This is a genomic window from Variovorax brevis, assembly GCF_030317105.1.
Lineage (GTDB): Bacteria > Pseudomonadota > Gammaproteobacteria > Burkholderiales > Burkholderiaceae_C > Variovorax > Variovorax brevis.
This window is the reverse complement of record NZ_JASZYG010000006.1, coordinates 232,912-245,767: the sequence shown is the minus strand read 5'-3', so window position 1 is coordinate 245,767 and position 12,856 is coordinate 232,912. Positions and strand designations below refer to the sequence as shown.

Annotated in this window: 13 protein-coding genes; 5 read left to right on the top strand and 8 right to left on the bottom strand. The window is 65.6% G+C overall.

Annotated elements, in window-relative coordinates:
* The 5 genes from QTI66_RS20675 to QTI66_RS20655 all read left to right on the top strand — a co-directional run bounded on the left by QTI66_RS20675 (position 1) and on the right by QTI66_RS20655 (position 4,778).
* Complete coding sequence (locus QTI66_RS20675; protein ID WP_286561733.1) at positions 1-798, top strand: cell division protein FtsQ/DivIB; 798 nt, start codon at positions 1-3, stop codon at positions 796-798.
* A 24-nt stretch (positions 799-822) separates the two neighbouring features.
* Positions 823-2,052, top strand: a complete 1,230-nt coding sequence (gene ftsA, locus QTI66_RS20670; protein ID WP_286561732.1) for a cell division protein FtsA — start codon at positions 823-825, stop codon at positions 2,050-2,052.
* A 186-nt stretch (positions 2,053-2,238) separates the two neighbouring features.
* Entirely contained in the window at positions 2,239-3,450 is a 1,212-nt protein-coding gene (ftsZ, locus tag QTI66_RS20665) for a cell division protein FtsZ (protein ID WP_286561731.1), read from the top strand.
* 211 nt (positions 3,451-3,661) lie between these two features.
* On the top strand, positions 3,662-4,585 hold the full coding sequence (gene lpxC, locus QTI66_RS20660) for a UDP-3-O-acyl-N-acetylglucosamine deacetylase (RefSeq protein ID WP_286561730.1): 924 nt from the start codon (positions 3,662-3,664) through the stop codon (positions 4,583-4,585).
* Between the two features lie 16 nt (positions 4,586-4,601).
* A complete protein-coding gene (locus QTI66_RS20655) occupies positions 4,602-4,778 on the top strand; it encodes a hypothetical protein (RefSeq protein ID WP_286561729.1) in 177 nt (58 codons plus the stop codon).
* Positions 4,779-5,183: 405 nt separating this feature from the next.
* Here the strand turns inward: QTI66_RS20655 and ruvC are convergent, their stop codons facing one another.
* The 8 genes from ruvC to QTI66_RS20615 all read right to left on the bottom strand — a co-directional run bounded on the left by ruvC (position 5,184) and on the right by QTI66_RS20615 (position 12,833).
* Positions 5,184-5,726, bottom strand: a complete 543-nt coding sequence (ruvC, locus tag QTI66_RS20650) for a crossover junction endodeoxyribonuclease RuvC (protein WP_286561728.1) — start codon at positions 5,724-5,726, stop codon at positions 5,184-5,186.
* Between the two features lie 7 nt (positions 5,727-5,733).
* Positions 5,734-6,723 carry a phosphatidate cytidylyltransferase gene (locus tag QTI66_RS20645; protein ID WP_286561727.1) on the bottom strand — a complete coding sequence of 330 codons (990 nt, stop codon included), beginning with the start codon at positions 6,721-6,723 and terminating at the stop codon, positions 5,734-5,736.
* A 9-nt stretch (positions 6,724-6,732) separates the two neighbouring features.
* Positions 6,733-7,596: a lysophospholipid acyltransferase family protein gene (locus QTI66_RS20640; protein WP_286561986.1), complete on the bottom strand. Its 864-nt coding sequence runs from the start codon at positions 7,594-7,596 to the stop codon at positions 6,733-6,735.
* Between the two features lie 35 nt (positions 7,597-7,631).
* Positions 7,632-8,381 carry a transglycosylase domain-containing protein gene (locus QTI66_RS20635; protein ID WP_286561726.1) on the bottom strand — a complete coding sequence of 250 codons (750 nt, stop codon included), beginning with the start codon at positions 8,379-8,381 and terminating at the stop codon, positions 7,632-7,634.
* A 19-nt stretch (positions 8,382-8,400) separates the two neighbouring features.
* Positions 8,401-9,237: a shikimate dehydrogenase gene (aroE, locus tag QTI66_RS20630; RefSeq protein ID WP_286561725.1), complete on the bottom strand. Its 837-nt coding sequence runs from the start codon at positions 9,235-9,237 to the stop codon at positions 8,401-8,403.
* 26 nt (positions 9,238-9,263) lie between these two features.
* Entirely contained in the window at positions 9,264-10,121 is an 858-nt protein-coding gene (locus tag QTI66_RS20625) for an energy transducer TonB (RefSeq protein ID WP_286561724.1), read from the bottom strand.
* Positions 10,118-12,184 carry a ribonuclease catalytic domain-containing protein gene (locus QTI66_RS20620; RefSeq protein ID WP_286561723.1) on the bottom strand — a complete coding sequence of 689 codons (2,067 nt, stop codon included), beginning with the start codon at positions 12,182-12,184 and terminating at the stop codon, positions 10,118-10,120. The genes QTI66_RS20625 and QTI66_RS20620 overlap by 4 nt, the downstream gene beginning before the upstream one ends.
* A gap of 61 nt (positions 12,185-12,245) precedes the next feature.
* Positions 12,246-12,833, bottom strand: coding sequence for a YqiA/YcfP family alpha/beta fold hydrolase (locus QTI66_RS20615; protein WP_286561722.1), 588 nt, complete (start codon positions 12,831-12,833; stop codon positions 12,246-12,248).
* Positions 12,834-12,856: the final 23 nt, after the last annotated feature.

Sequence of the window (12,856 nt, the reverse complement as noted above, 5' to 3'; positions counted from 1 at the left end):
ATGGCCGACAGCATCCCCGTCCCGTTCGACGTCAGGCTCATGAACATCGTGGCAACGCTCCTGTTTGCGTTGTGCGGTCTCATGTTGCTGGCGGCGTGCGTGTGGTGGGGCTTGCGCCAACCCTTCTTCCCGTTGACCAGCATCAAGGTGGATGGGGAAGTCACGCACAACAGCGCCGTCACGCTGCGCGCCAACGTGGCACCGCAGTTGACGGGCAATTTCTTCACCGTCGACCTGGCGCGTGCCCGCGCCGCGTTCGAATCCGTGCCGTGGGTGCGCAAGGCCGTGGTACGCCGCGAGTTCCCGAACAAGCTGCGCGCCACGCTCACCGAGCAGGTGCCGGTCGCGCACTGGGGCGATGAGTCGGAATCGAAACTGATCAACGGCTTCGGCGAGGTGTTCGAAGCCAACGTGGCCGAGGTGGACGATGCCCTGCCGCGCCTGGACGGACCGGCCGAGCAGGCCGGCCAGGTGCTGGGCATGTACCGCGTGCTGGAGCCGCTGTTCAAGCCCTACGACCTCGCCATCGACGAGCTCACGCTGTCCTCGCGCGGAAGTTGGGAAGCGAAGCTCGACACCGGTGCGGTGGTTGAACTGGGCCGTGGCCAGGCGGAGGAGGTGGCTGCGCGCACGCAGCGCTTCCTCACGTCGGTGCGGCAAGTGGCCGGCCAGTACGGCCGAACACTGGATTCGGTCGAAGGCGCGGACCTTCGCCACAAGGATGCGTACGCACTGCGCTTGCGCGGTGTCACCACGGTCGTGGTCGACCCCAAGAAGACCGACCCCAAGAAGAAATAAGCGAATACCGAGGACCTCTCATTCATGCCCAAAGACTACAAAGATCTGGTTGTTGGCCTCGACATCGGCACCGCCAAGGTGATGGCGGTGGTGGCCGAAGTGCTGCCCAACGGCGAACTCAAGCTCGCGGGGCTGGGCATTGCCCCGAGCAATGGCTTGAAGCGTGGCGTCGTCGTGAACATCGACGCCACGGTGCAAAGCATCCAGCAGGCGCTCAAGGAGGCCGAGCTGATGGCCGACTGCAAGATCAGCCGCGTCTACACCGGCATCACCGGCAGCCACATCCGCGGCATCAACTCCAGCGGCATGGTCGCGGTGAAAGACAAAGAGGTCACGCCGGCGGACGTGGCCCGCGTGGTGGAGACGGCGCGCGCCATCAACATCTCCAGCGACCAGCGGCTGCTGCTGGTGGAGCCGCAGGAATTCGTGATCGACGGGCAGGACGTGAAGGAGCCCATCGGCATGAGCGGCATGCGGCTCGAAGCCAAGGTGCACATCGTGACCGGCGCCCAGAGCGCGGCCGAGAACATCATCAAGTGCGTGCGCCGCTGCGGCCTGGAAGTCGACCAGTTGATGCTCAACCCGCTGGCCTCGAGCCAGGCGGTGCTGACCGAAGACGAACGCGAACTGGGCGTGGTGCTGGTGGACATCGGTGCCGGCACCACCGACGTGGCCATCTTCACCAACGGTGCGATTCGCCACACGGCCGTGATCCCGATCGCGGGCGACCTCATCACCAGCGACATCGCGATGGCCTTGCGCACGCCGACGAAGGACGCGGAAGACATCAAGGTCGAGAACGGCTATGCCAAGCAACTGTTGGCAGATCCGGACACGCAGGTCGAAGTGCCGGGCCTGGGCGATCGCGGCCCGCGCATGCTGAGCAAGCAGGCGCTGGCGGGCGTGATCGAGCCGCGCGTCGAAGAAATCTTTTCGCTCGTGCAGCAGGTGGTGCGCGAGTCGGGTTACGAAGAAGTGCTCTCTTCCGGCGTGGTGCTCACCGGCGGCAGCGCGGTGATGCCGGGAATGATCGAGCTGGGCGAAGACATCTTCCTCAAGCCCGTTCGCCGCGGAATTCCGAAGTATTCCAGCGCCTTGTCCGACATGGTGGCCCAGCCCCGTGCGGCGACAGTCATGGGCCTGCTCGAAGAGGCGCGCTTTGCGCGCATGCGCGGCTACAAGGTGGCGCAAAAGAGCGGCTCCGTGAAGACCGCCTTCGGCCGCTTCAAGGACTTCATCGTGGGGAACTTCTGACGATGTTCCGCACCCACCACCGACTCTGGCTTGCGCGTGGCAGTCCCCCGCTGCATTTCAACGAACGATGGCGGCGCACGGGTCCGCCTTAGTGGTCAACCGGGTTCGGTTCGGAAGTAGTAGTAGAGCAACAAAAAGCAATTGATTCACAGCAATAACGGCAACTGCAAATTCAAGGAGTTACAGATGAGCATCGAAATGATCGAAGTCGAAGAATTCAATCAAGGCACGCAGATCAAGGTGATCGGTGTCGGTGGCGGTGGCGGCAACGCTGTGGCCCACATGATCGAACGCGGGGTGCAGGGCGTTCAGTTCGTGTGTGCCAACACGGACGCGCAAGCCTTGACGCGCAGCAATGCGCACAAGGTGATCCAGCTGGGCACCAGTGGCCTGGGCGCCGGCAGCAAGCCGGAGAAGGGCCGCGATGCCGCCGAAGCCGCCGTCGATGAAATCCGCGCGTCCATCAACGGCGCGCACATGCTGTTCATCACGGCCGGCATGGGCGGTGGCACGGGCACCGGTGCGGCACCGGTGATCGCGCGCGTGGCCAAGGAAATGGGCATCCTCACGGTGGGCGTGGTGACCAAGCCTTTCGACTGGGAAGGCGGCCGTCGCATGACCAACGCGGACCAGGGCCTGGCCGAACTGGAAGCGAATGTCGATTCGCTGATCGTGGTGCTCAATGAAAAGCTGCTCGACGTGCTGGGTGAAGACGTCACGCAGGATGAAGCGTTCGCGCACGCCAACGACGTGCTGAAGAATGCCGTCGGCGGCATCTCGGAAATCATCAACGAGTACGGCGGCGTGAACGTCGACTTCGAAGACGTGCGCACCGTCATGGGCGAGCCAGGCAAGGCGATGATGGGCACGGCTGCGGCCAACGGCCCGGACCGCGCGCGCATTGCGGCTGAGCAGGCCGTGGCCTGCCCGCTGCTGGAAGGCATCGACCTGTCGGGCGCCAAGGGCGTGCTGGTGCTGGTGACGGCATCGAAGGGCTCGCTGAAGCTGAGCGAATCGAAGCTGGCGATGAACACCATTCGCGCTTATGCGTCGCCGGATGCACACGTCATCTATGGCGCGGCTTACGACGAAACGCTGGGCGATGAAATGCGCGTGACCGTGGTGGCCACCGGGCTGTCGCGCCAAAGCGCGAACCGTGCGCCGCAGCTGGAAGTGATCCGCAAGACGGGCACGGACAACGTGGGGTACGTGATGCCGGCTTTGGGCGCGGCTTCGGGGGCGGCGGCGAACAGCGGCCAGCCGAACTACGACGGCATGTCGGTGCCTAGCGTTTGGCGCACGAATCGGACCATGGCTGCGGCCAAGGTGGATGCGTTGTCGTCCGGCGGCATGGACGATTTCGAGATCCCCGCGTTCCTCCGCCGCCAAGCTGACTAATGATTGATGGCGCGCAAAGCTACTGCGCGCCCCGATCTCGCACCTGTGCTGCTCGCCGTACAAGAGTACGGCTGCGCTGCTCGGTGCGACCTCGGGGCGCTCGCTACGCTTTTCGCACCATCAATCGGCTGGGGGGTGTGAAAGGGGGGCTATGGGGGTCATAGCGAGGGAAAGGGTGCGCTGGATGGCGCGGGCTCCTAAAATCGGGACCGTGCTGAAACAGAGAACCCTCAAATCCATCAGCCGCGCCGTGGGCGTGGGGCTTCACAGCGGGCAGCGCGTGGAGCTGACCTTGCGTCCGGCGCCGCCGGATACGGGCATCATCTTTCGTCGCGTGGATCTGCCGGAGCCGGTGGAGATTCCGATGGAAGCGGAGTTTGTGACCGATACGCGGCTGGCCTCGACGATTTCGCGGGGTGGGGCGAAGGTGCAGACGGTCGAGCACATCATGTCGGCATGTGCCGGCTTGGGGATCGACAACCTTCTGATCGACATCACGGCGGACGAGGTGCCGATTCTTGACGGGTCGGCGTCGTCATTCGTGTTTCTGCTCCAGAGCGCGGGCATCGTGCTGCAGAAGGCGCCACGCCGGTTCATCAAGGTGCTCAAGCCCGTCGAGGTGCGTGAGGGCGAGGGCGCGAATGAAAAATGGGCGCGGCTGGAGCCCTTTCACGGCTACAAGCTCACGTTCCAGATCGAGTTCGATCACCGCGTCGTGAATTCGACGGGGCAGCGCGTGGAGTTCGATCTGGGCAGCGGTTCGTACAGCCGCGACATTGCGCGTGCGCGCACCTTCGGCTTCACGAAGGAAGTCGAATACATGCGTTCCAAAGGGCTGGCGCTGGGCGGTGGTCTGGACAACGCCATCGTGATGGACGACACCAAGGTCCTCAATGCCGGCGGGCTTCGCTATGACGACGAGTTCGTCAAGCACAAGATCCTGGACGCCATGGGCGACCTCTACATCATCGGCAAGCCGATGCTTGCGGCGTACACGGCCTTCCGGTCGGGGCACGCGTTGAACAACCTGCTGTTGCGCGAACTGCTGGCGCATTCAGACGCCTACGAGATCGTGACTTTCGAAGACGAGGCGGATGCGCCGCGCGGCTTCGCTGAAGTGGCACAGGCCTGGTAGGGCCGATCACCCGCACATGCTCCTTTTTCGCTGGGCCATCCTGCTGCTGTTGCTGGTGGCGGGCGTGTCCTTTGTTTTTTATGTGGGCACGGGGCAGGTCAGGTACCGGCGATTTGGGTGGGTTGTGCTCAAGTGGACGTTGCTGGCGGCGCTTGGGTTCTTTGCAGTTTTGATCGCCGAACGCGTCGCCTGACGTGTGGTTTTGCTCCTTCCCCTTTCGGGGGAAGGTTGGGATGGGGGCACGGCAGCGGTTCAATCGCTCCAGCACTTTCCACCCCCCAGCGCCCCCACCCCGGCCCTCCCCCGGGAGGGGAGGGAGAAAATCCGGTCAGCGGGTGCGGCCTTGGCGGTAACCCCCCACCTGATCCACGCGTCACCGCCGCCCCCAAGCGCGCCATCGACTTGCCCACATGCGCATGCGTGATCGCAATGCCCAGCGCATCGGCCGCCGAGCGGGTCGCCTGAGTCTTGGTCTTGCTCCTTCCCCCGCCGGGGGAAGGTTGAGATGGGGGCATGCAGCGTTTCAATCGCCCCAATAGTTCCACCGCCCAGCGCCCCCACCCCGGCCCTCCCCCGGGAGGGGAGGGAGAAAATCCGGTCAGCGGGTGCGGCCTTGGCGGTAACCCCCACCTGATCCACGCGTCACCGCCGCCCCCAAGCGCGCCATCGACTTGCCCACATGCGCATGCGTGATCGCGATGCCCAACGCGTCGGCCGCATCCGCGCCGGGCGGTTTGGGCAGATTCAACAAGCGCTTCACCATCTCCTGCACTTGCGCCTTCGCTGCGTTGCCGTGCCCCGCCACGGCCTGCTTCATCTGCAGAGCGGTGTATTCGGCCACGCTCAGCTTGTTCATCACCAACGCCGTCAGGCACGCACCGCGCGCTTGCCCGAGCATCAGCGTGGACTGCGGATTGACGTTCACAAAAACGATCTCGACCGCCGCCGCGTCGGGCCGGTAGCGCTCGGAAATCTCACCGATGCCGTCAAACAGCACCTTCAGCCGCAACGCGAGTTCGCCGCCCACCATGTGCCTGGTGCTGATGGTGCCGCTGGCCACGTAGTTCAACGCATGGCCATCGGCATCGATCACGCCGAAGCCGGTGGTTTGCAGGCCGGGGTCGATGCCGAGAATTCTCATGAATGCCTCAAACCCCGAAGTACCAGCGAACCGAATGAAAGAAGATCGGCGCCGCGAAGCACAGCGCGTCGACGCGGTCGAGCAAGCCGTTGGCACCGGTCACGCCCACGCCGCGCCGTCCCCAGTTCGGAATTCCGCGGTCGCGCTTGAGCGCCTTCATCACCAGATGGCCCATCGAGCCCGACACGCAGGCGATCAGTGACATCGCCATGGCCTGGCCAAACTTGAATGGCGTGATGAACGAGATCAGCGCGCCCACCACGCAGGCCACCGCCAGGCCAATGCCCCAAGTCGTCCAGTTGAAGCTGCGGCTCACGTTGGGCGCGAAAGGCTTGCGGTCCATCCGCCGGGCCAGCAGGTGCTGCACGATCATGCAGGTCTGCACCACACCCACCAGGTAGAAGACCAGGAACGCGCTCTTGCCTTCGTAGCCCGGAAACTCCAGCAGCAACAGGGCCGGCACGTGGCTCAGGCCGTACACGCAGACCATGATGCCCCACTGCAGTTTCGCGTTGCGCTCCAGGAAGTGGCTCGGGTCGTCCGCCAGCGCGCTCACCACGGGAATCGCGAGGAACACGTACACGGGGATGAACACCGTGAAGAGATTGAACTTCGCCGTCGCCACCAGCCAGAACTGGATCGGCAGGATCACGAAGAAAGCCAGCAGCAGGCTGCGGTGATCACCGCGCCGCGTGGGCGAAAGGGTGATGAACTCGCGCAAGGCAAAGAAGGACAGCAGCGCGAACAGGATCGTCGCGACGGTCGGCCCCAGCGCCCAGCCGACCCAGAACACGATCACCATGAACCAGGTGGTGCGCGACAGGGCGCGCGAATGGTCGAGCTCCAGTTGCCATGCTTCGTCATGGATGGGATTGCGGCGTTCCCGCAGGGAAAGCAGCAGGGTGCTCAAGCTCACGAGCGCGAGCAAGCCGAAGACGATGAGAAAGAGGGCGCCGACCTGCTGTGTCGGCGTGAGGCTGCGCAAGTACTGGTTCATGGTGTGCGCCTACACGTCCCGCAGCGCGATGACTGCCTCGCGTGCGCGATCGAGGAAAGGCCGCCGCTCTTCGCCTTCTTCCAGCTGGATGGGCGCGCCGAAAGTCACGGAACACAGGATGGGCACGGGCACCACTTCTCCCTTGGGCATGACGCGCTGCACGTTGTCGATCCAGGCCGGCACGAGCACGACCTCGGGGAACATCTGCGCCAGCGTGAACAGGCCCGACTTGAACTTCTGCGGCTCGCCCGTGTGGCCACGCGTGCCTTCGGGAAAGATGATGATCGAGTCGCCGCTCTGCAGCGCGTCGATCAAGGGCTGCAAGGGCAACAGCGCCTCGGCGGTGCCGGGTGTGGCGATGGGCTCGATGCTTTCAGCGGGCGCCGACAGCGGCAGTTCAGCCTGGAAGACACCGGAAGAGGATTCGGCCGGCGCGAAGGCGGGCGAGCCGGAAACCGCCGTTCCGTTCGCCACCGACTCCGTCATCGCAGCCTCCGGCGCGAAGGCCTCGGCATCGAAACGCGGGTCGATACGCTCCTTCGGCGCGGCGTGCACCGGCGGCGGCGTGTCGAGATCCTTGGGCACCGGCGCACTGCCACCGCGTTCCACATAGATCGCGTTGAAGACTTCGGTCGTGATCCAGCGCTTGACGGGCGTGTTGGCCCAATAGTCGCGCGCTGCAATCGGCCGCGTGATGCTGCGCAGCTCTTCAGGCAAGGCCGCCCAGATCATCACGAGATCGAGATGGCTCTGGTGATTGGCGAAGTAGATGCGACGTTCGGCCTTGGGCGGGCAGCCCCACCACCTCGCTTGTGCGCCGGTCAGCAATCGCACGAGGGCCAACAATATCCAACCGACAATCTTCGCAAGCATGGCCGCGATGATACGGGCCAAGGCCCACGCGTCGATCAGGGTAAGTCAGCCGATGGCATTCGCGCCACGATGGTGGCGGTGCGGCTCGCGAGATAAGCCGAACCCGGTCGGCCTTCGAAGAACTTGGGACTCGGCAGCATGACGGCAAGGCGCGCCGCCTCGCCTGCATTGAGGCGCGACGCCGGCTTCCTGAAGTAGCGCTGGGCCGCGGCTTCGGCACCGAACACACCTTCGCCCCATTCGACGTTGTTGAGGTAGATCTCCAGGATGCGCCGCTTGCTCAGCAGCAGTTCGAGCGTGGTGGCCAACACCAGCTCCTGCCCCTTGCGCACCATGGTGCGTTCACCCGACAGCAGCAGGTTCTTCGCGAGTTGCTGCGTGATGGTCGAGCCGCCGCGCAGCTTGGGCGCACGCACGGGCTTGCCGGTGCGCGCGGCTTGCGCAGCGCGCCGTGCGGCAAGTTCTTCGGCCTTGGCATTGCGTTCACGGGCCTTTTCGATGGCCTCCCATTCCACGCCCTGGTGATACAGGAACTCACCATCCTCGCTGGCGATCACGGCACGCTTGAGCGAGTCCGAGATCTGGTCGTAGGGCACCCATCGTTGCGCCCACGCCTTGTCGCCGTTGGCGCGGCCGTTCGTCGCAATCTGCCAGGCTTCCGAGCGCTGGAACGCGGTCGACTCCGGGTCGATGGCCGCCATGACCGCGATGCGCGCCACGAAGAAGACTTCGAGCGCGATCGCTGCCAGCAACAGGCACAGCACCCAACGAAAAATGGCCCGCATCCGATGGAGAGTTCGTCGATCAGCCCACGATTGCGCGCAACTCGGCCAGCACCTGGGCGGACGGCGGGCGCACGCCGCGCCAGATGAAGAAGGCCTCGGCCGCCTGTTCGATGAGCATGCCCAGTCCGTCGCGCGGCGTGGCGCCATGCCCGCGCGCCCAGGCAAGGAACCCGGCCGCAGCCGGGCCGTACATCATGTCGATGGCCAATGCACCCGGCTTGAGCACGCTGGCCGCCACAGGCACCTCGCCGCCCGACAGGCTGGATGCCGACGCGTTGATGACCACGTCGAAGCTGCCCTGCACGGTCTGCAGCGACTGCGCTTCCAGGTCCGCGTGATGCGGCAGCGCCACCGCCGCGTGTCGCTGCACCAACGAGATGGCCTTGGACAGTGTGCGATTGGCCACCACCACGCGGTGGGCGCCCGATTCCAGCAGCGGTCCGAGCACGCCGGCCGACGCGCCGCCGGCGCCGATCAACAGCACGTCGCGCCCGTTCAGCGAAACGCCTGCATGTTGCGTGATGTCATTGACCAGCCCCACGCCATCGGTGTTGTCGCCGTGGATGCCATCGTCGCGGAAGGACAGGCAATTCACCGCCTGCGCCAGCGCGGCGCGCGGGCTCAGGTGCTGGGCGGCTTCGGCGGCTTCAAACTTGAAGGGAACGGTGATGTTGCAGCCCCGCGCGCTGCCCGCCGTCTCGCCGCGAAAGGCCTCGATAGCTTCGCGGAAGCCATCGAGCGGCACCAGGCGGCGGCCGTATTCGAGGCGCTGGCCTGTCAGCTCGGCAAAGCGGGCATGGATCCAGGGCGAGCGGCTGTGCTCCACAGGATGGCCCATCACGCAATAGAGGTCCATGGCCCCGTCTCCCTGTGTTCTGTTGTTTATCGCGCCGAAAGCTGCTGTGCCTCGAGCGTTTCGTCACGCGTGAACTTGAAGCGCGAGGGCAGCACGATCTGGTCGGTTTGCCGCCGCATCGCATCCGTGAATTTGCCGAAGTTGCCGATGCTGCGCACGATGGCTTGCGCACGCCGGTCCAGCAGCGTGTTGCCCGAAGATTCCACCACTTCGGTGCCCAGGACGCTGCCGTCAAAATTGACCGTCACCAGCATGGTGAGTTCGCCGTACATCTTCTTGCCCGCCGCTTCCGGGAAGTGTTCGGTGCCGCGCGCCTCGATGCGCCGGCGCAGCGAGTCGACGTACACCGCATAGGCCGCTTCACGCGTGGCGGGGCTCACGTAGCGCTTCTTGGGACGCGCGTTTTCTTCGTTCACGCGGCGCTCGATCTCGGCCAGCAGTTCGACGAGCTGCTTGCGCTTTTCTTCCTGCGCCGACTGCTCGGCCGGGTTGCCCGGATTGCGCGGGTCCGGTGGGGGGAGGGCGGCGAGCTGCTTCTTGATCTGCGCCAGCATCATCATCTGCTGCGCCTGCATGGATTCGATCTGGCGCTGCGCGTCGTCGATCGAATCGCCAACGGCGGTGAATGCCGAGGGCGGCAGCGGGCTGGTGGCCCGGCCGCGCTCCAGGTCGCCGCCGCCGGCGAGCGAGGCCTGCGCAATCGCCTTGGCCTTGTCGGGCTTCTCGTTGGTCTTGGCGTTGACCAGGATGACTTCCAGCGCCGTGTCCTCGAACACGCGGTTGAAGGCTTGCGGATCGGCAAAGCGAACCGCGAGCAGGGCCGCATGCGCCAGGATCGAGACGCCCAGCGCAATCTGCAATGTGCTGAAGTCGCGCAGGTTCATGCGGGTGCGTTCTCGGGGGTGGCTTCGTTGCCTTCACCATCCGCCAGGTCCACGGCGATGGCGATGGGGCCGGCGACTTCTTCCTCTTCGCCGCTGTCGTCTTCGGCGGCAGCTTCGGCCGGGGTGGCGTCGAGGCGCTCGATCACGGTGCCGTGGACGTCCAGCGAAATCTCATCGATCTCGCCGAGCCGCACGCGCACGTGCGCGCCACGCGCCAGGCCCTGCGTGCCGGTGACGGCGAACACCAGCGGCAACGAGTCGGCGCGCGCCAAGGCGCCATTGGGCAAGTCTTTCATCAGGGTCGCGTCCAGCTCGGTGATGCCTTCCTGCGCCAGGTACTTCAGCGTCCAGAAGCGCTCCATCGCGCCCTGGTAGCCGTTGTACGTGCTGTAGGCCGCGTCGAAACCGGAGAGGATCGAGAACAGGTCCGCGTCCTTGGGCTTGAAGGGTGCGGCGAGCGCGGCCGTCTTGCCGTGGCGCGCGGCCGCGATGATCTGCCACTGGTTCACCAGGTCGGTGTAGCGGCGCAGCGGCGAGGTGCTCCAGGCGTAGCTCTTCACGCCCAGGCCCGCGTGCGGCAGGGCCTTGGTGCCCATGCGCACCTTGATGCCGGGCGCCAGGCTGGCCTGGCTGCGGTACAGGCCGGGCACGCCCAGCTCGCCGAGCCAGCCGCCCCAGGTGCTGTTGGCCAGGATCATGGCTTCAGACACGATCAGGTCCAGCGGCGCGCCGCGTTGGCGCGTGCCGATCTGCACCTGCTCGCTGCCATCGGGCTCGCCGTCGTTGCCGACGAGGCGGAAGGTGTAGTCGGGCCGGTTGAAGCTCTCGGGCTTGCCGCGCACCACTTCGCGCTGCGCCTTGAGGTGCTTGGCCAGCCGGTACAGGAAGGACAGCGGCTCACGCAGGCTGGCGGCCGGCTCCGGCACGCCGTCGACGGCGTGGGACGCGTCTTCCAACCACGGCTGCGTGACGTGGGCGTCAAGCTTGTCGTGCCGCAGGTTGGCGCTGATCGGCACGCGCTCCAAGCGCGTTTCGGTGCCTTGCAGCGCCAGCGTGGCTTCGTCGAATCGCGCATAGAGCGACACGGCGGGGCAATCGCGCCCTTCTTCGAGCGTGTACGCCGCCACGACATCGTCGGGCAGCATCGTGATCTTGTGGCCCGGCATGTAGACGGTCGACATGCGCGAACGTGCCACCTGGTCGATGGCGCTGCCCGGCGTCAGCGCCAGGCCGGGCGCCGCGATGTGCACGCCGACCGTGATCGTGCCGGTGCCCAGGCCCTGCACCGAGAGCGCGTCGTCGATTTCGGTGGTGTGCGAATCGTCGATCGAGAAGGCCTGCACCGTGGCGAGCGGCAATGCGTCGTTGATGGCTGGTGCCGCCAGTTGCGGAAAGCCGGTGCCCTTGGGGAAGTTCTCGAACAGGAAGCGGCGCCAGTGGAACTGGTAGGCCGAGTCGATGGCGCCCGCGCGTTCCAGCAGTTCCAGCGGCGGACGGTGCGATGCGCGCGACGCCTCGACCACGGCCTTGTATTCGGCGGCGTTCTTGTCCGGCTTGAACAGGATCTTGTAGAGCTGTTCACGCACCGGCGCGGGGCAGGTGCCCTCGCTCAGCTGCGCGGCCCATTCGGCAATCTGCGCCTGGACGAGCTTCTTCTTTTCGATGGCGGCCAGCGCCTGCTGCAGGATTTCCTCGGGCGCCTTCTTGAAGCGGCCCTTGCCGGCGCGACGGAAATAGTGCGGCGCCTCGAACAGGGCGAGCAGGGCGGCGGCCTGCTGCGCCAGCGTCGGCTTGGCGCTGAAATAGTCGGAGGCGAGATCGCCGAATCCGAACTCCCCTTCGGGCGCGAACTCCCAGGCGAGGTCGAGGTCCATGGCGGCGGCCAGCGTTCGCGCCTCGGCAAGCAACTCGGCAGGCGAGGGTTTTTCGAAACGCAGCACGATGTTGGCTGCCTTGACCTTGACCCTTTTGCCGGTCTCAAGCTCCACCTGCGCGGAGGCTTCCGCCTCCGACAGCACGCGGCCACCCAGGTACTTGCCGGCTTCTTCGAACAATACAAACATTCCGCGATTGTCACATGCGGCCCGGCCAGTTTCCGGCGCCAGACGGCGGTCCGTTTTGGCCTCAGGCGAGGTCCAGAAACTCGATGACTTGCGCCAGATGGGCCGTTTCAAAATCCGACAGGGCGTGATCGCCGGCGGGCAGCAGGTCGATCCGGCTGCCGGGGTAGCGGGCCGTCATTTCGCGCCAATCCAGCACTTCGTCGCCTTTGGCGATGATGGCCAGGCAGCGCTCGGGCCGGGCCAGGGTGTCGATTTCGAGAGCGCGCAGTTCTTCGATGTACTCCGCCTTGAAATAGAAGTGCTCCGAGGGGTCGTGCCACTGCGTCTGGTCGCCGATGTAGCGCGCCAGGTCGCGTGCCGGGTACACGGCGGGGTTCAGGAGCACGGCGCGGCACTGCGTTTGCGCGGCGACATGGGTTGCGTAGAAACCGCCGAGCGACGAGCCGACCACCGCCATCGACTCGCGCGGCCAGTCCGCGATGCCGTTTTCGATGAGGGCCATCGCCTCCTGCGGCGAGGGCGGAAGCTGCGGACACCACCAGTGCACCGCAGGATGCTGCTGCGCGATCCGCGCCGCCATGACCCTGGCCTTCACGGAGTGAGGCGACGAGCGGAATCCGTGGAGGTAGAGCAGGTGGGTGGTCGGCATGGACGCGATGCTATCGCGCGTTG